The 20,800-nt window shown below is 57.9% G+C and carries 4 protein-coding genes; 2 read left to right on the top strand and 2 right to left on the bottom strand.

The genetic code is table 11. The annotated features are described in order from the left end of the window. Window position 1 precedes the first annotated feature (1 nt). Together rcsD and C1N58_RS04300 are read right to left on the bottom strand one after the other, a co-directional pair. Window positions 2-2,665 (bottom strand): phosphotransferase RcsD, encoded by a 2,664-nt coding sequence (gene rcsD, locus C1N58_RS04295; protein ID WP_394564624.1) that lies wholly within the window; start codon window positions 2,663-2,665, stop codon window positions 2-4. Between the two features lie 19 nt (window positions 2,666-2,684). After that, window positions 2,685-3,839 (bottom strand): MFS transporter, encoded by a 1,155-nt coding sequence (locus tag C1N58_RS04300; protein WP_033740605.1) that lies wholly within the window; start codon window positions 3,837-3,839, stop codon window positions 2,685-2,687. A 680-nt stretch (window positions 3,840-4,519) separates the two neighbouring features. Between C1N58_RS04300 and C1N58_RS04305 the strand changes: the two genes are divergently transcribed. Continuing rightward, window positions 4,520-18,919: an Ig-like domain-containing protein gene (locus C1N58_RS04305; RefSeq protein WP_394564625.1), complete on the top strand. Its 14,400-nt coding sequence runs from the start codon at window positions 4,520-4,522 to the stop codon at window positions 18,917-18,919. 502 nt (window positions 18,920-19,421) lie between these two features. Beyond that, on the top strand, window positions 19,422-20,777 hold the full coding sequence (locus C1N58_RS04310; RefSeq protein ID WP_039338185.1) for a TolC family outer membrane protein: 1,356 nt from the start codon (window positions 19,422-19,424) through the stop codon (window positions 20,775-20,777). Window positions 20,778-20,800 lie beyond the last annotated feature (23 nt).

The following is a 20,800-nucleotide window of genomic DNA, read 5'->3' on the forward strand; positions in this document are numbered from 1 at the left end:
CTTATTGGTTACCTTGCTGCAGCAGTTGATTGACATAAGCGTCAATATTACTGGTGGTATTTTTAATGTTTGAATCGTCACACACTTTGATGTGGTGTTCTAATTCTTCACAAAGCTGTTTGCCCGGTGTCAAATTAAGCATAGCAAACACGCCTTTAAGGCGATGGGCAGTCTGAGCAAGCGAGGCATAATCGTTTATCGCTGACTCAGTATACAATCTCTTTACATCATCCGGTACTGTCTCAGTAAACAGCTGGAAATAGCCTCCACTTAGCAGTGGCGTGCTGGCGTCATCTTCTTCAGTGTTATCCTCCATTACATCGTGGGACAATTGCTTCTCAATCAGTGCCAGTAATGCATCCAGTAGTGCATTACTGAGATTGAAATTGACGCGATACTGTTGATCGTTCAGCGCATGATGGCCCGGTTCGTCTTCTGCCAGTAACAATGCCCAGCCACTCAGTTTGCCCGGATCGTCGGTGATCTGTACGTCGTGATCCTGACCCGAAATACGTTCATCAGGCGTCAGGCAGCGCGCGCCCCAGTTTTCCAGATGGCGACAAACAATTTTGTGGACATCTTCAACGGCGATCTCCACCAGCGCGGTTACGCCTTCCAGGATTTTCTCTTCCTCCTCATCACGCTGTTCCTCTAGCGTGAGGGGCAGTTGAATGTTATAGCGTGTGCCGATATCGGCTTTCGCCACAATCTCCAGGCTACCGCCCATTTGTTTACACAACTGCTTGCACAGGAAAAACGCCATACCGGACGCCTGACCATAACGATCCTGACTGGTATCGCCCAGGAACGGGAAGTCCACGTTGGCCAGTTCATCCACGGTCAGTCCGGCACCGGTATCCACCAGTTCAATATAGACCCGGTCAGGCTGGTTCTCTGCCGTCTTCACCGCCAGGGTAATCTTGCCCCAGCGGGTGGTAATCAGCGCATAATGCATCAGCGTGGTGAGGATTTTGCGCAATGCACGTCGATCGCCAAAGCGCATCTCGTCATTTGCCAGATGATTATTCACCACCAGGGACAGGCCTTTGCGGCGCAGCAGCGGCAGGCTCTCCAGCGTAATTTCGTCCAGTAACTCTTGCAGGTTAAATACCGACGCATCAGGTGACCAGTCATGCGCTTCAAGACGATTGAGCAGCACGATATCGTCCACCAGACGAGCCAGTGACTGGCTCTCGTCCAGAATATCCAGCACGCTTTCGTCGTTATCACGCTGACTCAACTGCACCAACTGCGAGACGATTTTTTCCAGCGGCTGGTTTAACGCATGGCCAAGGTGATGCAGCAACTGCTGACGCATCTGGTGGTTGCGATCCAGCACCTGCTGTGCTTTTTGCAGTTTCTTGTTGACCAGTAATTCCCGATCCTGATCGCGCATCATAAACAGCTGTGTATGCGGCGATAAAACGCTACGCGCATGGCGTATTTCGTACACTTCGTTGTTGATCGTAGCCTGTAATACACCCTGATGCTGATCGGACATATTGATGATCTTTTGCAGGTTCAGGTGAGGCAAAAGATGCTCGGCGATCTTATTACTTAACAAGGTACGGTTACTCGCAAAGTCGTACACCAACAGGCCCACAGGTAAGCTGGCCACAATCTCCTGATTAAGTACGCGAAGGGAGTCCAGTTCAGCACTCTGGTTTTCACTGGGACGAAGCGATTGTTTGCGGAGCAACAATACGCCACTCAGGGAGAGTAAAAACAGCACCAGGTTAATCAGTAGTGGCCACATCAGGTTATGCGCACTGTCGAGCAGCAGGCGAACAAGGGGAACCCGGTAAACCAGCTGCAGCGAGGTGCTGGGCAGGGCTGCGGCTATCTCAATGTCGTGGCTGACCAGCGAAACCTGGGTTGTCTCAAGGCCTTCCTGGTTTGTACTGGTGTTATTGGTAAAGCTGGCATCCTGACGCAACTGGAAGTTCTCTACCGGCATATTAAGCGGGATTAAGTCATTCACAGGTAAATCAAACGCGACGACAGTAGCCAGATGGCCGGGCTGATTAAACGTCGTACGCAGGGTAAAGTAGTGATCGTTCTGGAAAGCAAGATGACGCAGAGGCGAAAAGCTTTCGCGCTCATCCAGCGCATTCGCCTGCTGCAGCATTTCAGCACGGCGCGCATCCACTAATGAACTTAACGCATTCTCTTTATAGCGAGTGGCCAAATCTTTCAGCGGCAGGGTCGATATCATAATCAGGCTGTTGTCCTGACCATTTAAGAAATACATCGACCAGGTCGGCGATTCGGCACCCCACAGCGTATCAAGATAACTGGACATCCGCATCGTCATATCCAGCGTGCTGCTGTCATGCGAACCAAAGATCAGCGCTTCGGTTTTACGTCGGGTTTTTTCGAGGTAATAGACATCAGGACGCAGACGCGTCTCTTGTAAATTGCTGGCAGGGACGGAACCTGCCGCACTGGCCGAGAGGTTTTCATAAATTTGCCAGGTCACAAAACGATAGGTATCAATACGTTTTTGTACGTCGTGCGCCACATCGGCCATGGCATAGCGTTTATCGGTTAGCCAGGCATTAATTGAATTTTGCACCATACAACCCAGCGCCAGTAACAGTACCAGGTTAAATACGATAAAAAAGCGGGTGACATTGCTGGATGTCAGAGGAAACTTATACAACATAGCGTCTCAGATACCTGATTTATCGCGCAACGTTGCGCGCACTGACAGCCACAGCCAACAAGAGCAGTGCAATCAGTAAAAATGCACCGCTAAGGCTAATCCATTGAGAGATGAACCCGATCAACGCCGGACCAGAAAGAATACCTGCATATCCCAACGTTGTCATGGCTGAAATCGCCAGGTTAGCGGGCATTGCATGCTGATTACCCGCCGCGTTAAATAACATAGGCACGGTATTGGATAAACCAAATCCCACCAGTAAGAAAGCCAGTAATGACGCTTCCGGCCAGGGCAGCAGGACGGCGAGCGCCAGGCCCGACGCCGCGGCCAGCGCGCCCATGACCATCACCGGATAGCGGCCAAAACGTTGAATAATCTTATCGCCAGTAAAGCGTCCTGCCGTCATCGCTACAGAGAATACGGCATAGCCCAGGCCCGCATGTGCCGTCGACATTGACGGATTTTGCAGCAGCAACAGGGCACCCCAGTCCAGTACTGCGCCTTCTGCCAGAAACAGGATAAAGCACAGTACGCCCAGAAAGGCGACACGCCCGCGCGGAATCACCAGCCAGGGCTGATCAGGCTGATGTAAGCGCTGGTTCATATAGCCGGACAGCCGCCACAGCAGCAATGCGACCATCACCGCCATAACGATCAGAACCGATAAGAGAGGGGTCAATGTCAGACCTAACAGCAGACTTACCGCACCGGCACCTAAAATGCCTCCCAGGCTGAAAAACGCGTGAAAGCCTGACATCATGGGGCGTCCTGCGGCTTTTTCTACTTCCACCGCCTGATAATTCATTGCAACGTCCAGCATCCCCAACCCGGCACCAAACAGCATGAGTGCTGCGGCCATCACCAGATGGGAAGGCGCGGTTGCCAGCACGGGTAGCATCAACAGGACCAGCAGCGTCGAACTCATCATCACCCGCCGGCAGCCAAAGCGGGCGACCAGCGTGCCTGTGACTGGCATCGCAAGCAGTGAACCAATCCCCAGGCAGAGCAGCAGGGCACCGAGGGATGCTCCTTCTAACTGCAAGCGATCGCGCGCATAAGGTACCAGTGGTGCCCAGGCTGACATGCCCAGTCCATTAATTAAAAAAATGGTACGCGTACCGGCGCTAAGGCGGCGTTCAGAACAGGTTGATTTTGCGGCATCCAGTGCTGTCATGGCTCTTATTTCATCTGTATCGAAGCAAAAAAGTGTAGCATCAAATTGCTGCAAAATGCTGTTAGAACACAGGCTTAACAGTTCATCATTTTACGTAGATGATTTTCGCGCAGCGCCAGTGTACCGACTTTTAGCGGTGCCAATGATTTTTCCAGAACTTTCCTGGCTTACTTTCCCTCCTGCCGCGACGTTGTATGACCGTGGTCACATTTTCGCTACGTGTATTGCTTAGTTAAATTTGAGTATGCCTTCAGCCTGTCAAGGCCAAAAAAAAACAGGTTAATCCGTAACTTTGCGCATTTTTTAGAAACATTTAGCAACATCTGAAAGCGATGCGCGGCACATTTTTGCCACTTTTTTACTGACAAAACCAAAATTTGGCTAATGTTATCTTGGTTAAATCATAAATAAAACTGCATATTGCGATTGATTTTTGCCCTGACTGTGATGAATATTATTTTCATGATGTTGCCAAAAGTAAGTTCGGATTAATTAAAATTTAAACAATTATTACGCTTCGCTTAGATTTTTTGCCATCGCTCTTGATTTTTTTACCTATTGTCGTGCCAGGTTGAAACGTTTTCAGATTCGCAGCAAGTAAAACGTGGAAAGGTTACCCATAAATTATTTTTATGGTTTTCATTTCAGTTAATTAGCTTCTCTGGTGGAGTAAGGTCAAGATGGCAGAAATCACTCAAACTCGGGTGGATATCATTTCCCGTGCAAATGGTACGCTCATTTCACAGGTCGATGGCGTCTCAGCACAAACGATTACCCTCAGTGAACCCAGCGTTGTCCGTATTAACGGCACACGTGAAGTGGTGACGCAATTTCAACGGCAGGGTGATGACCTTATCGTTCAGATGCGTGACGGCAGCACGGTTCGCTATAAAAACTTCTTTCTGGATGATGCTGCCGGCGATCACAGTGAACTGGTGTTTGACGATGGTGTGAATCCCCCAGAGCATGCGCTTTTCCCCACGGCGGTTGACGCAACAGATTACGCCGCCACAACCATGACGCCCACCTATGAATCTCTCGACAGTGTCGATCCCCTTCTCCTGGCTGATAACAGCAATATTTCTACCGGACTAATGACCGCCAGCGGTGTGGGCCTGCTTGGTCTGGCGGGCGTTGCACTGGGTACCAGTCGGGGCGGAGGAGGAGGTGGTGGTGGTGACAATCCGGCCGCACCGGGAACGCCCGGTGCGCCAACGCTCACCGTCAACCCTTTCGCCGGGGATAACGTGCTGGACAACACCGAGAAGGCGTCAGATCAAACGCTTTCGGGCACCACAACCAATGTGGAGGCAGGCCAGACCGTCACCGTGACGCTGGGTGGACAGACCTACACCACCACGGTAGGAACAGACGGCAGCTGGAGCGTGACGGTGCCTGCGGCGGCGCTGCAGGCGCTGGCGGCGGGCACGGCGACCATCGCGGTCACGGTGAGCAACGCGGCGGGCACCGCAGCCACGACTACCGAAACCATCACCGTGGAGGCGCCGGTGACCTCGCCGGGCGATCCGACGGTAACCCTTGCGCCCTTTGCCGGGGACAACATTCTGGACAACGCGGAGAAGGCCACGGATCAGACCGTCTCGGGCATCACCGCCAACGTGGAGCCGGGCCAGACCGTGACCGTGACCCTGGGCGGACAGACCTACACCGCCACGGTGGGCCAGGACGGCAGCTGGAGCGTGACGGTGCCGGCGGCGGCGCTGCAGGCGCTGGCGGCGGGCACGGCGACCATTGAGGCGACGGTGAGCAACGCGGCGGGCACCGCAGCCACCCAGACCCAGGCCATCACCGTGGAAGCGCCGGTGACCTCGCCGGGCGATCCGACGGTGACCCTCGCGCCCTTTGCCGGGGACAACATTCTGGACAACGCGGAGAAGGCCACGGATCAGACCGTCTCGGGCATCACCGCCAACGTGGAGCCGGGCCAGACCGTGACCGTGACCCTGGGCGGACAGACCTACACCGCCACGGTGGGCCAGGACGGCAGCTGGAGCGTGACGGTGCCGGCGGCGGCGCTGCAGGCGCTGGCGGCAGGCACAACGACCATTGAGGCGACGGTGAGCAACGCGGCGGGCACCGCGACCACCCAGACCCAGGCCATCACCGTGGAAGCGCCGGTGACCTCGCCGGGCGATCCGACGGTGACCCTCGCGCCCTTTGCCGGGGACAACATTCTGGACAACGCGGAGAAGGCCACGGATCAGACCGTTTCGGGCATCACCGCCAACGTGGAGCCGGGCCAGACCGTGACCGTGACGCTGGGCGGACAGACCTACACCGCCACGGTGGGCCAGGACGGCAGCTGGAGCGTGACGGTGCCGGCGGCGGCGCTGCAGGCGCTGGCGGCGGGCACAACGACCATCGCGGTCACGGTGAGCAACGCGGCGGGCACCGCGACCACCCAGACCCAGGCCATCACCGTGGAAGCGCCGGTGACCTCGCCGGGCGATCCGACGGTGACCCTCGCGCCCTTTGCCGGGGACAACATTCTGGACAACGCGGAGAAGGCCACGGATCAGACCGTCTCGGGCATCACCGCCAACGTCGAGCCGGGCCAGACCGTGACCGTGACGCTGGGCGGACAGACCTACACCGCCACGGTGGGCCAGGACGGCAGCTGGAGCGTGACGGTGCCGGCGGCGGCGCTGCAGGCACTGGCGGCGGGCACAACGACCATTGAGGCGACGGTGAGCAACGCGGCGGGCACCGCGGCCACCCAGACCCAGGCCATCACCGTGGAGGCGCCGGTGACCTCGCCGGGCGATCCGACGGTGACCCTTGCGCCCTTTGCCGGGGACAACGTACTGGATAACGACGAAAAAACGTCGGATCAGCTCATTTCAGGCGTTACCAGCAACGTGGAGCCGGGCCAGACCGTGACCGTGACGCTGGGCGGGCAGACCTACACCGCCACGGTGGGTCAGGACGGCAGCTGGAGCGTGACGGTGCCGGCGGCGGCGCTGCAGGCGCTGGCGGCGGGCACAGCAACCATCGAGGCGACGGTGAGCAACGCGGCGGGCACCGCGGCCACGACTGCCGAAACCATCACCGTGGAGGCACCGGCAACACAGCCCGGCGATCCGACGGTGGCTCTTGCGCCGTTTGCCGGGGACAACGTACTGGATAACGACGAAAAAACGTCGGATCAGCTCATTTCAGGCGTTACCAGCAACGTGGAGCCGGGCCAGACCGTGACCGTGACGCTGGGCGGGCAGACCTACACCGCCACGGTGGGTCAGGACGGCAGCTGGAGCGTGACGGTGCCGGCGGCGGCGCTGCAGGCGCTGGCGGCGGGCACGGCAACCATCGAGGCGACGGTGAGCAACGCGGCGGGCACCGCGGCCACGACTGCCGAAACCATCACCGTGGAGGCACCGGCAACACAGCCCGGCGATCCGACGTTGACCGTCGATCCTTTCGCCGGAGACAACGTGCTGGATAATGCAGAAAAAGCAACGGATCAGATTCTGTCCGGCACCACCGTCAATGTGGAGCCGGGCCAGACCGTGACCGTGACCCTGGGCGGGCAGACCTATACCACCACGGTGGGCCAGGACGGCGGCTGGAGCGTGACGGTGCCGTCGTCAGCGCTGGGCGCATTAGCGGCGGGCACGACGACAATTGCCGTCAGCGTGGCTAACAATGCCGGAGACATCGCGACGGGCAACCAGGACATTATCGTTGAACCCGCAGCGGGGACGCCGGGATCGCTGACGATTACCCAACCGCTGGGCGGAGATGGTTTTATTAATGCGCTGGAAGCCAGCCAGGGCGTTATCGTTAAGGGTGCGTTCCTTGGTGGGACACCGGGTCAGCAGATTGCGGTTAACTTTAACGGTGTCAATTACAACGGTACCGTAGATGGCGACGGATTATGGTCGGTCACGATGCCTGCAGCCGCTTTTGACGGCGTAGCAGACGGGCTGAAATCGATTACCGTCAGCACCGTGGATGCTAACGGTAACCTCGTGACCGGCACAGCTGACGTGATCCTGCAGGCCACAACATTGCCTGCTGTTAACCTCGACAGCGGCGCGATCAGCGATGGTGTCCTTAATAATCTGGACGCCGCCAGCGATCAGGTACTGAGCGGGAATACCGGCATTACCGGTGACGGACAACAGGTACAGATTCAACTCGGCGGCAACACCTACAACGTTCCGGTTAATACGGACGGCAGCTGGAGTACGACGATTCCTGCCACCGATCTGTCTGCCTTACCGCAGGGGAATAACCCACTGGTTGTCAGTGTGGTTGATCAGGCTGGCAACGTGGTTACCCAGACAAATAACCTCACGGTGGATACCCAGTCACCTGTGCTGGGCGTTGATCCCGTGGGCGGCGATAACACGCTAAGCGTCAGCGATCTGACACAGCCACTGATCCTGAATGGTACCGGCCAGAATGGCGATCAGGTCACACTCTCGCTCAACGGCAGATTTTACCGGACGCTGGTGGCCTCCAATGGCCGCTGGTCTTTGAGAGTTGACCAGTCTGATCTCGCTGCATTACCGTCAGGCAGCAATCCGTTTACGGTCACGGTGACGAATGCCAATGGCAGCCAGACGACGTTCACCAGCGATCTGAATGTCGCGACGGCACCAGAAGTCCAGCCTACGATTACGGTTAATTCGGGTAGTTTTGCTGGCGATGGCATTCTGGATGGTGCCGAACAGCAGCAGCCACAAACCCTTACCGGCACCACAACCAATGTTGAGGCGGGACAACAGGTTAGCGTCACCCTGAATGGCGTGACCTACACGGGGACAGTAGAGCCCAACGGTAACTGGCAAATCACGCTGCCGTCCACCGCATTGTCCGGCTTGCCGAATGGTGCGCAGACGCTGACCGTTGAGGTCGTAAACGCCGTCGGGAACACCAGCAGTGCCGAGCTGGCCTTTACGGTGGACAATACGGGCAGCAGCGTTGCGCTGTCGCCTGTAGGGACAAATAACTACCTCAATGTTGAGGATGTGGCCAGCGATGTCGTGTTGAGTGGCACCACAATCAACATTCCTGCGGGCAGTCAGGTAACCGTTAGTGTTAATGGCACCAGCTATACCGGCACGGTCGATGCGCAGGGCAACTGGACGGTGACGCTGCCTGCCGGTTCACTGGCTGAACTGCCAAACGGTGCTCTGCCGGTCATTACCACTATCACCGATGCCGGTGGTAACACGCTTGCCACCAATACAACGAATATTAACGTCTTTGCTACCGATCTGCCGATCGCAACGGCTGGCGTCGCCTTTGGTGATGGCGTGCTGAATGGCGCTGAAGCCACGGCCAACGGCACGATTACGGGCAACAGCGGTGTGACCGGTGCCGGGCAAGGCGTTGTCGTCAACTTCAATGGGGTTGACTATAACGGCACGGTAGATGGTGCAGGTAACTGGCAGGTGAGCATTCCGTCAGGCATCCTCGCTGCGCTGGATCAGGGAACGGTACCTTATACCGTCACGCTCACCGATATTGCCGGCAACACCAGTACGGCCTCTGGCTCCGTCACGGTGGATACCGTGCCGCCGGTGCTGCAGGTTGCCACGCCTTCTGGCGATGGCGTACTCAACGCCACGGAAATTCAGCAGCCTCTTGTGCTGACCGGCACCAGTGAAAACGGTGCGACCATCGTCGCCTCGTTTAATGGTACAACCGTCACAACAACGGCTAATACAGATGGCACCTGGACGCTGAATGTACCGGATGCTGCGTTGAGTGGATTGTCTGACGGTAGCTATACCTTAACGGTGACGGCGACAGACAGTGCCGGTAACGTCTCTACCAATACCAGTAACCTGACGGTAAAAGCGGATGCGGCTTCGCTGCCAACGTTAACCCTGAATCCCTTCGCAGGCGATAATGTCGTCGATGGCGCAGAGCGTCAGGTCAGTCAGGTGCTGTCCGGCACCACTACGAATGTCGAGCAGGGTCAGACCGTCACCCTCACTGTAGGCAGCGATGTTTTCAGCGGCACAGTATTGGGGGATGGCACCTGGCAACTGACTGTTCCGGCAGAGGTCCTCGCTTCGCTGGCTGACGGCAGCGCCAGTTACACCGTGGCCGTCAGTGATGCCGCAGGCAATACCGCCACTGGCAGTCTGGATCTGACGCTCAACAGCAATGCCTCAGGCATCGCGCTGGCCCCCCTGAGCGACGATAACTATCTGAATGCCGGTGAGGCAACCGACCCGCTGATTGTTAGCGGAACCACGGTCAATGTCGCGCCCGACAGCACGGTTACGCTGGTGTTCAATGGCGTCACGTATACCGGCACGGTTTCAGCCACCGGAACCTGGAACATTGTGATCCCACCTGCCGATCTGGCAAGCCTGACGGATGGGCCGACCACGTTGACCGTATCGGCTACGGATACCACGGGGGCCGTACTCAGCAGCTCAGGTACGCTGAACGTGGCCATTAACAATGTACCCAACCCTGTCGTTATTAATGCTTTTGATGGCGGCGTGATTAATGCAGACGATGTCACCAGTGCGCAGGCGCTGAACGGCACAACTGGCGTGAGTGGCGTTGGGCAAACCGTTAACGTCACCTTTAACGGTAATATCTACAGCGGAACCGTGGACGCAAACGGCAACTGGCGCGTTACGCTGCCTGCTGATGCGCTTACCGCTCTGACTGAGGGCAGCACCGGCTATACGGTGACGGTCACGGATGCGGCCGGTAACAGCCGTTCCGTTGCGGGCACTGTCGAGGTGGATCTCACCCCGCCAGGCCTGACGCTGGATCCGGTGACAGGTGATGATGTTGTCGACCCGACCGAGAGCACCGGACCGATTGTGCTCAGCGGCAGCAGTGATGCCGGGGAAGGTCAGGTGGTAACGATCGCCTTAAACAATCAGGTATGGACCACGGCAGTTGACGCCGAAGGCAACTGGAGCTTTACATTGCCCGCTGGCGCACTGGAAGGTATTCCCGCAGGCAGCTATGCACTGGCCGTGACCGTCAGCGATCTGGCCGGAAACAGCGTGACAGAAACCCGCGAGATTACCGTATCAACGAACAGTCTGCCGATCAGTATCGTTACACCTTTCACAGACGGCTATCTGAACCAGATCGAGTCCACGACTGACCAGACACTCAGCGGCACCACCGGCGCTTCTGGCGCAGGTCAGACCGTCACGGTGACCGTGGGGGGAAATGATTACAGCGCGACAGTGGATGCACAGGGTAACTGGTCTCTGACTCTGGGTAGTGATGTCCTTCAGGCACTGACAGAAGGTGTCAATCCCATTGTCGTCAATGTGACTGACGCGGCGGGTAACACGGGCAGCCTGGACAGTAACATCACGGTGGATTTCACGCCGCCTGAACTGACTCTGACGCCGGTTACCGGAGATAATCAAATCAATGCAGTGGAGGTGCTGCAGACCATCCCGGTTTCCGGCACGGCATCGCTGGCTGATGAAGGGCAAACGGTTACCGTGACCTTACAAGGCCAGACTTATCAGACGCTGGTGCTTCAGGATGGAAGCTGGCAGGTCAATATTCCTGCCAGCGTCATGCAGGGCTTACCGGATGGCACGTATGCGTTGGATATTACCCTGACAGATGCGGCGGGTAACCAGACCACGCTGACGCAAAATCTGACCCGCGTCGCCGACAGCGCGTCATTGCCCGTGCTGACAGTCGATACCGTCAGCGGCGATAACTTACTGAACCGGGCAGAAGCCGCTGCGGATTTCACCATCAGCGGTGGCAGCACGAACCTGACGGCGGGGCAGGTTGTGACTGTCACCCTGAACGGTCAGAGCTACACCGGTGCCGTTCAGGCAGACGGCAGCTGGAACGTGACCGTTCCTGCGGGTGATGCTGGCGCGCTGCCAGATGGTGCGTTGTCTGTGGTGGTGGTGGCGAGCGATACGGCGGGCAATCCTGCCAGCAGCACTGCCAGCCTCACTGTCATCGCCAGCGAGGCGGCGCAGCCAACGCTTAGCGTAGATGTAGTGGCAGCGGACGACATCATCAACGCAACCGAAGCCGGAACGGCGCTGGAGGTGACGGGCAGCAGCAGGCTACTGGCAGAAGGGACGCCTGTTACGCTGACCGTTAACGGTATTGCGTACCCGACCACCATTGATGCCAACGGCAACTGGCGCGTAACCGTGCCCGCCGATGCCCTTGCTGATCTGCCGTCCGGGACAGAACAGGCCTTTGTGGTGACGGCGAATGATGCTGCGGGCAATCCTGCGGAGGCCAGCCATAATGTCGCCATCGAAACGACCCTGCCATCGCTGGTCGATATTACCCTGAGCGCAGGCACGTCGCTGAATCAGGCCGAATCGCTCCAGGATCTGACGGTCACCGGTAACAGTGCGCCTGGCGCACAGATTAGCGTGACGCTAAATCAAATCAGTTACACCGCCCTGGCCGACGGAAACGGTGCCTGGACGCTGGCCATCCCGGCAGCGGATCTGCAAGCGCTGACTGATGGTGTTCAGACTGTCACCGTGACGGCAACGGACACCAGCGGTAACGTCGCGACCGACAGCAGCACGACGCTGGATGTGGCGATCAGAAACGTACCTGTCCTGACGCTGGACGTCCCGTTTGGCGATGGCCTGCTGAGTCAGGCAGAGGCTGCGGGTGCGTTGACGCTGACGGGCACAGCCACCAATCTGGCCGAAGGCAGCGAAATCACCGTCACAATTGGGGATCAACCCTTTACCACGACGGTCGCTGCCAACGGTATCTGGACGCTCAATCTGGCACCGGACGCGCTCAGCGGTTTACCCGATGGCGTGACGCAGGTGCAGGTGACGGCCAGTGATGTGGCGGGCAATCCGGCAGAAGCATCCGTCGGCGTTGAGATCATACTGACGCCACCAGCGACGCCAACGGTTGCGGAAACGCTGTTTGGCGACAACGTCATCAATGCCAGTGAAGCTGCGTCAGTACAGCTGATTAACGGCACCACACCACTGAGCGACGGGCAAACCGTGAACGTGACTGTGGACGGCACACCGCTGACGGTATCCGTTGACGCCCAGGGTAACTGGACAGCCAGCCTGACGCCGGAAGTCATGGCGGGGCTGGCCGATGGCAGCCATACCCTGAGTATCGTGACGACCGATCGGGCAGGCAATACCTCGGTGACGACCACACAGGATTTCACGACGGCAACCGCACCGATTGCCGCGCCTACGCTTGATACGCCGTTTGGCGATGGACGCATTAACGCGGCCGAGGCGCAGGCTGGCGGTAGCCTGAGTGGCGATCTGAATAATGATAACGCCGCCGCCGTGACCGTTACGGTCAACGGGACGCTCTATGCGGCTGCCATTAACGGCGACGGCACCTGGTCACTGGATCTGCCCGCGAGCGTCCTGCAAACGCTGCCGGATGGGACCTGGCCGGTGACGATCACCGTCACCGACGTCAATGGCAATACGGCCAGCACCGTTGACAACATCATTGTCGCTGTGCAAACGCTGCCGAATGTGAGTCTCAATCTGCCGTTTGGCGATGGTGCGCTGAATGCCACTGAGGCGACACAGGACCAGACCCTGACCGGTACCACCGGCATCAGTGGCGCGGGGCAAACCGTTACGGTGGTGATCAGCGGCTTCAACAATGACGAACCGCTGAATGCGGTCGTGCAGAATGACGGAAGCTGGTCGCTCACGCTGACCCCGGATCAGATGGCGCAAATTCCTAACGGTAGCCATGTCATTACGGTGAGTGCAGCCGATAGTGCGGGGAACACCGACAACACCACATTAAACGTGGTGACCGCGGTGACGGCGCCCGTGCCGACTTTTGCGGCCACGCAGTTTGGTGGCGACAATGTGCTGAGCATCAGTGAGGCCGCCGCTGGCGTCACGCTGACGGGAACGACGGGCAGCAGCGGCGCAAATCAGGCCGTCAGCATTATCGTGAATCTGGACGGCATCAGCTATCCCGGCACGGTCGATAACGATGGCAACTGGAGCGTGACGATTCCGCCGAATGCGTTAAATTCGTTAGGGAGCGGTCCGTATACCGTCACCGTTAACGTCGTTGATGCTACCGGCAACCCGGGTACTGCCCAGTTTAACTTCACGGCCGATCTGACGACACCGGTGCCAACCGTGGCCCCGCTCGCACGTGACGGTTTTATTAATTCAGCGGATGTCGCGAATGGCGTCACCCTGACCGGTAGCACAGGGGAACCCGGTGAAGGGCAGACGGTTGTGGTCACCTTAGGAGGGACAAGCTTCGATGCGGTGGTACAGGCAGATGGCAGTTGGACATTAGCCCTGAGCACAGCCGATCTGCAAGGTTATACCGACGGAAATTACAGTCTTTCTGTGGTCGCGACGGATGCGGCTGGCAACAGTGCCATCCTTACAGAGACGCTGACCATTGATACTACCGCACCTGTGATCACCACGGTGGCCTTTGCAGGGGATGACGGGCTGGATTACGCCGAAAGTGTTCAGCCGCAGGTGCTGAGTGGCGTAGTAACAGGGGCTGAAATCGGGACTTCGTTGACCGTTTCCCTTGCGGGCACGGTGCTGGGCACGGGCATCGTTGGGGCAGACGGAAGCTGGAGCCTCACACTGACGCCTGAACAAATGCGTGACTTTACGCAGCCGACTACCACACTGACGCTGACCGTCAGCGATCAGGCCGGTAACCCGGTGACGCAGGAACTGTCAGTTCCGGTTGATCTGACGCCACCGCCGGGACCGCTGGTCACGCTGGGCACCGTATCGGGTGACAACATCATCAGTACGGTCGATCAGGCAAATGGTGTCGTGCTGAGCGGAACATCGCAAAACCTGGGTGCTACCGGCGAGGTCAGCATTGTCATCAACGGGACCCCTTACGCCACCACGCTGGATGCGAACGGCAACTGGACGACGGGAGCGCTGTCCGTCGCCGATTTCGGCACCACCGACGGGCCGGTCACCATTACGGTCAACGCGACCAATGGTTCGGAAACCGTCACGGCCACTGGCACCGTGCAGTTGGATCTGACACCGCCGTCACTCACTATCAATGACTTTGCGGGTGACAATGTCATTAACGACGGCGAAACTCAGGTACGCCAGACCATTAGCGGTACCTCGGACACCAGTGAGGCGGGCCGCGCAGTAACGGTGACGCTCAACGGCAAAACCTACACCGCCGTCGTGCAGACTGACGGCACCTGGTCAACCAGCGTACCGGCCAGTGATATGCAGGCACTCGCCGAGGGTCAAACGGTCATCAATGCCCAGCTCAGCGATGCTGCGGGCAACGTGACTTCCGTCGACCGCACCGTGACTGTAGATACGACCGCACCATTGATTCAGACTGACGCCTTCCTGGGCGACAACCTGATTAATGCAGCCGATATCACAACCAGTCAGGTCCTGACCGGTCGCACAACGGGCGCAGAAGAGGGCCAAACCATTTCCCTGTTCGTGGGTGATGGTGCGCCGATCGCTACGGCGGTTATCGGTGCTGACGGTGCCTGGAGCATTGACTTAACGCCTGACGTGCTGGCCAGCCTTAACGATGGTCCGCTGGTCTTTGGTCTTCGCGTCAGCGATGTTGCAGGCAACCAAACCGATGCGACGATCACCGTCAACAAGCTGGTGAACGCGGCGTTAAATCTGGTGGTCGACTCTGTGTTTGGTGACGGCACACTCAGTGCGATCAATACCACGATTGCACAGACCATTACCGGCACGGCCACATCGGCCGGCGTGGGCGCGACTGTCGCGGTCACGATTGGTGGCACAACGCTGACCAGCGCGGTCGGACAGGATGGCAAATGGGCCATTGTGGTTCCACCGAATGTACTGGGTTTGATCAGTGATGGTCAGCTGGCGCTGGACGTCACCCTGACAGATGCTGCGGGCAACGTCCGTACCGTGGGGGAAACCGTGACGGCCATTGTCGATGCCGTACCCGTTGTGGGAACCCTGACCGGCTTGTTTGGTGGCGACAACTTGCTGAATATTGCCGAAGCGGCCGTCAACCAACAGATTGGCGGTACGATCGAAAATGCGGCGGCGGGATCGCAGGTGACGGTGACGTTAGGCACCCGCACCTACACCACCGCAGTGGGCACCAATGGAAGCTGGAGTCTGACGCTGCCTGCTGCCGACCTGACGGCGCTGACGGCGGGTAACCAGACACTGGGCGTCAGCGTGATTGATGCTGTCGGCAACGTGGCCAGCAACAGTACCACCATTGGCATTTTCACCCAGACGCCGACTATCAGTCTGACCTCACTGTTCGGTGATGGTGTGCTTAACCTGGCCGACATTGCGACCAGTCAGACGCTCAGCGGCGTGGTCAACAACGTCGCAGCAGGTTCGACAGTCACGCTTACGGTAGGCGCCTCGCAGATTAACGCAGTGGTGGGAGCGAACGGCACCTTCTCCGCAACGGTGACGCCAGATATCCTCGGCACGCTGGCGCAGGGCAACCTCACCATCGGGGCAACGGTTACCGATGCTGCCGGGAATACGGCCTCGACCAGCGCGGGCATTCGCGTCGATACCGTGGTACCAACCATCACCCTCAATCCGCTGTTTGGGGATACGTTGCTGAATGTAGCTGATGCCCTGGCGGGGCAGACGATTAGCGGCGCGGTAACCGGGGCGGAAGCCGGATCTCGCGTGGTTGTGACGATTGCGGGCCAGCAGCTCGTGACCGTCACCGATGCCAGCGGCAACTTCAGCCTCGGCTTAACGCCGACTTTGCTGAAAGGCTTGTCCGACGGCACGCTCACTGTAGGCGTCAGCGTCACCGATGCCGCAGGCAATACCAGCAGCAGCTCGGCCACGGCGACCGTAGGCATTAACAATCTGCCGAAAGTGACGCTGAACCCGCTGTTTGGCGACGGTGTGCTTAATATTGCCGAGTCGCTCGTGACGCAGACCATTACGGGGACCGCAACCGGCGTGGCGGCGGGCAGCACCGTGCGCCTGGCGATTGGCAACACCACGGCGACGGCGGTGGTGAATGCGGACGGCACGTTCTCTGCTTCGTTAAGCCCGGCAGTTCTTTCGACACTGCTTGGCGGCAACTTTACGGTCAGTGCATCGGTAACGGATGCGGTCGGTAACACCACCTCCACCAGCGCAGGCGTGCAGCTGGCCGTGACGCAGCCAACTCTGACGGTCAATACGGTGTTTGGCGACGGTGTCCTGAGCGCCGCAGACCTTTCAACTAATCAGACCATCAGTGGGTCGTCGTCACTGTCAGCGGGCGCAACCGTCAGCGCCACGTTAAACGGCGTGACCTACTCCACCAAAGTGGTGAGCGGCGGTGGGTGGACGATCAGCGTACCGAAGGCCGATCTGCTGAGCATCAGCGATGGTGCGAAAACTGTTGCCGTGACAGGGACCGACCTTAACGGTAATACCGTGTCCGGTTCGGGCAACCTGAGCGTCATCAGTAACAGTGCGCCGGCGTTAACCATTACCTCCCTGTTTGGTGACAACGCGCTGAGCGTCGCAGATGTGAAAACCACGCAGACGATTAGCGGGACGGCCACTAACGCGGAAGGATCGCTGGTGCAGGTCACCATCGGTACCCAGACCTTTACTACGTCGGTAAACAGTAACGGGACCTGGAGCCTGCCGATCTCCGCAACAAACCTGGCGGCGATTGCGGACGGACTCTATACCGTTACCGCCAGCGTCACCAATGGTATCGGCAACAGCGGCAGCGCGTCTGCTTCGCTGGGCGTCGCCAGCCGCAGTACGCCGACCGTTGGGGTGAACAGCTACTTTGGCGGTGATGGTTATCTGAACATCTCTGAATCCAATATTGCTGAAACCATCAGCGGCACCAGCAGTAATGCTGTCGGCGGGAGCGTGACCGTTAACGTGGCAGGTAATATTCTGACCACCACTGTAGGCGCAAACGGCACCTGGAGCGTTAGCGTACCGTCAGCCACACTGAAAGGCATTTCGGACGGCAGCCATTCGGTCGCGGTCACTGTCACGGATATCGGCGGTAACAGCACCACGACGACCAGTGCCTTTACCGCGTTGTCGCACAACCAGCCTGTCGTCGGGGTGGATCCGGTGCTCAGCGTCGTGACCGCACTGTTGACGGGTTTGACGGTGCAGGGCGGATCGCTGAACGCAGCCCAGGGTTCCAGAGTCAGCGTGACGCTGCTGCTGGCGAACGGCAGTAACGGGCCAACCATCAATACGACTACCGATGCTCTGGGACGTTACTCGGCTAATTTTGCCTCGTCACTGCTTTCTGTAGGGGGACTCTTGCTGTCAGTGAATACGCTGGCGAAAGTGACCATTACGGATGTGGCCGGTAACAGCTTTACCACCACAAACACGCTGTTGCTGGGGGCATTGTTGCCTGCCACGACCACGCTGTCGGCGGAGTCGTTTGCCACCTTCGCGGTGTCGGACGAAAGTGTTACGGCGGCCAGTCTGGAAACGCAGCATCACAGTCAGTCTGGCGAGGAAACAGCACCGGCGCTCCATGCCGTCTCTACACTGACCACGGAAGCCGATACGGTGGTGCCGACCAGCAGTACCGAGTCGGTGAATGTCGCGGAGCAAGCCGTTGTCGTGCCTGAAACCCCCATAACGGAGGAGGCTTACAGTATTGGTGGGGTGGTGATTACGCTGGAAGATGGCAGACAGATTGAAGGGGCGACGGTAAGCGGCAGCAGTGGTGCCGATACCGTGACCGTCAACGATCTGAATTTCAGCCATATTGATGGCGGTGCCGGTACCGATACCCTGGTGCTGGGCGGTGATCACATCACGCTGGATCTGACTGCGCTTGGCCTGAAAGTCGAAAACATTGAAATTCTCGATCTGGGTAAAAGTGGCACCAATTCGGTCAAACTTGATCTGAATGAGGCGCTTACGCTTACAGACAACCAGAGCGATGATTTGATGATTAAAGGCGCAGACGGCAGTCAGGTCACGCTGGTCAATAGCGATGGTGGCGTTTGGGAAATCAGTGGTGAGCGTATGCTGAATGGCCAGGCCTATGAGGTCTACCATAATTCGGCGCTTGCCAATGACAACACGCTGGGTGATGTGCTGGTCCAGCATAACCTGCAGGTCGCCATCGTCTAAACGGTGCAGTTTGATGGTTACACGCAGAACACAGCGGGTGCGCAAGCACCCGCTTTTTTAATCCGTTTTAACTGACCGTACCGCAGTTAATGCGCCGCATTCGATAGTGCGTGTCGGTCATCCTTCCCCCTGGCGGAGGACTGGCACGGGAGAAAGCGGTATATAACGTCACGCCCTGTCCTGACGCCTCGTCCATCAACGGATAGAGTAATTCCTTAACTTTATTAACTGGCAGGTTGTTTACTTATGCTAATGACTTTTTGGGATTGAATTTGGCTAAAAAAACAGCTTTCAGAAGAGATATTTGATAACTGGCGATTTTTATCATGAACCTCTCGCCGATTTATACTATTAATATTAACGCGCGCTTAGCGGTAGGCTTTCAAAAACATAAATTAAATTAACAATAAAGTGCGTGTTCTGCTGTCGCATTGCTGTTTTTTACGCCCCAAATCACCAGGTAATCCTCTAACGATGATAAACAGCCCTGTTGGTATGAAGAATGAAGAACGCGCGTCTGGTCCTGATCTGTTGTGCCTTAAATGGCATGGTACTCCCTGCAGCCCTGGCTGCGCCTTTACCCGAAGCCGAATTTAACTGGCGTGCCGCGCCCAGTGAAGAACAGGTGGCAACCTTAACCCTGCGTGAGGCGATTCTGCGCGCGTTTGCCCGCAATCCGAAGATTTCGGAAGCGGCCGCTCAGATTTACGTAGGGGAAGGGGATCTCAGTGCGGCCCAGAGCGCCTGGTATCCCCAGATATCGCTTCAGGGCGCAGCGGGGCGCTCACATCAGACGGATTCCTCCGGCAGTCTGAACAACAACGGCTCTGGCGGCATTATGCTCAGTCAGCTCCTGTACGATTTTGGCCGCACCAACGGTGCCATTGATGAACAGCATGCCCTTTCAGAGGCATATCGCTTTGGCCTGTTCGATGCCATGACGCAGGCCGCGAAAGATACGTTACAGGCCTATCTTGAGGTCAAACGCTATCAGTCACTTGCCATAACGGCCCAGACAAACATCGCGTCGCTTGAGCATGTTCGCGAAATTGCCAAAATGCGGGCGGATGCCGGTCTCAATTCTCAGTCCGATGTATTGCAGGCGGAAACCCGCATTGCTGCGATGCAGGCGACTCGTGAACAGTATCTGGCACAGCTTCGCTCGGCCAAAGCCCAGCTTACGGTCTTGACCGGCGTGGTACCGGCGACGCTGCCTGAACTTCCTCAGGCGCTGCTCAGGCAGCAGGTCACTCTTGATCGTATTGCCTATGAAAACAGCGCCTCGGTGCGCAGCGCGCAGTCTAAGCAGGAAGCCGCGCGTGAGCGGGTAAGGCAGGCCCAGTCTGGCCACTGGCCCAGTATCAAAGTGCAGGCGGGCCGGACGCGTTATGAAAACGATCAACGCTCATACTGGGACGACGAAGTGCAGCTCCAGGTTGAGGCGCCGCTCTATCAGGGCGGGCTGGTCAATGCCAAAACGCAGGCCGCCGAGGGTGAGCGTCTGGCCGCACAGGCGGCGGTGCAGCAAGCCAAACTGGCCATTAATCAAAGCGCCTCCACGGCTTACGCCGATATGATTGGCGCCCAGCAACGCCAGCAGGCGGGGGAAGTGCAACTGGCCAGCGCGGAGCACACGCGCAATGTTTACGCCGATGAATACCGGCTCAGCAAACGTAGCCTGAACGATCTGCTCAGCGTTGAGCAGGATGTCTTTCAGGCCGACAGTTCCCGCATCATCGCCCTCTACGACGGCTGGGATGCCACCGTCCGCTATGCGGCCGCCGTTGACAACCTGCTCGATATCATGGGCATCGACCGCCAGAAAAACAGTGGCGATCTTCTTCCTTCGCTGCAATAGCCAGTCTGCACTAAAAGGCGTGA

The sequence above is a fragment of the Pantoea sp. SGAir0180 genome, from assembly GCF_043546245.1.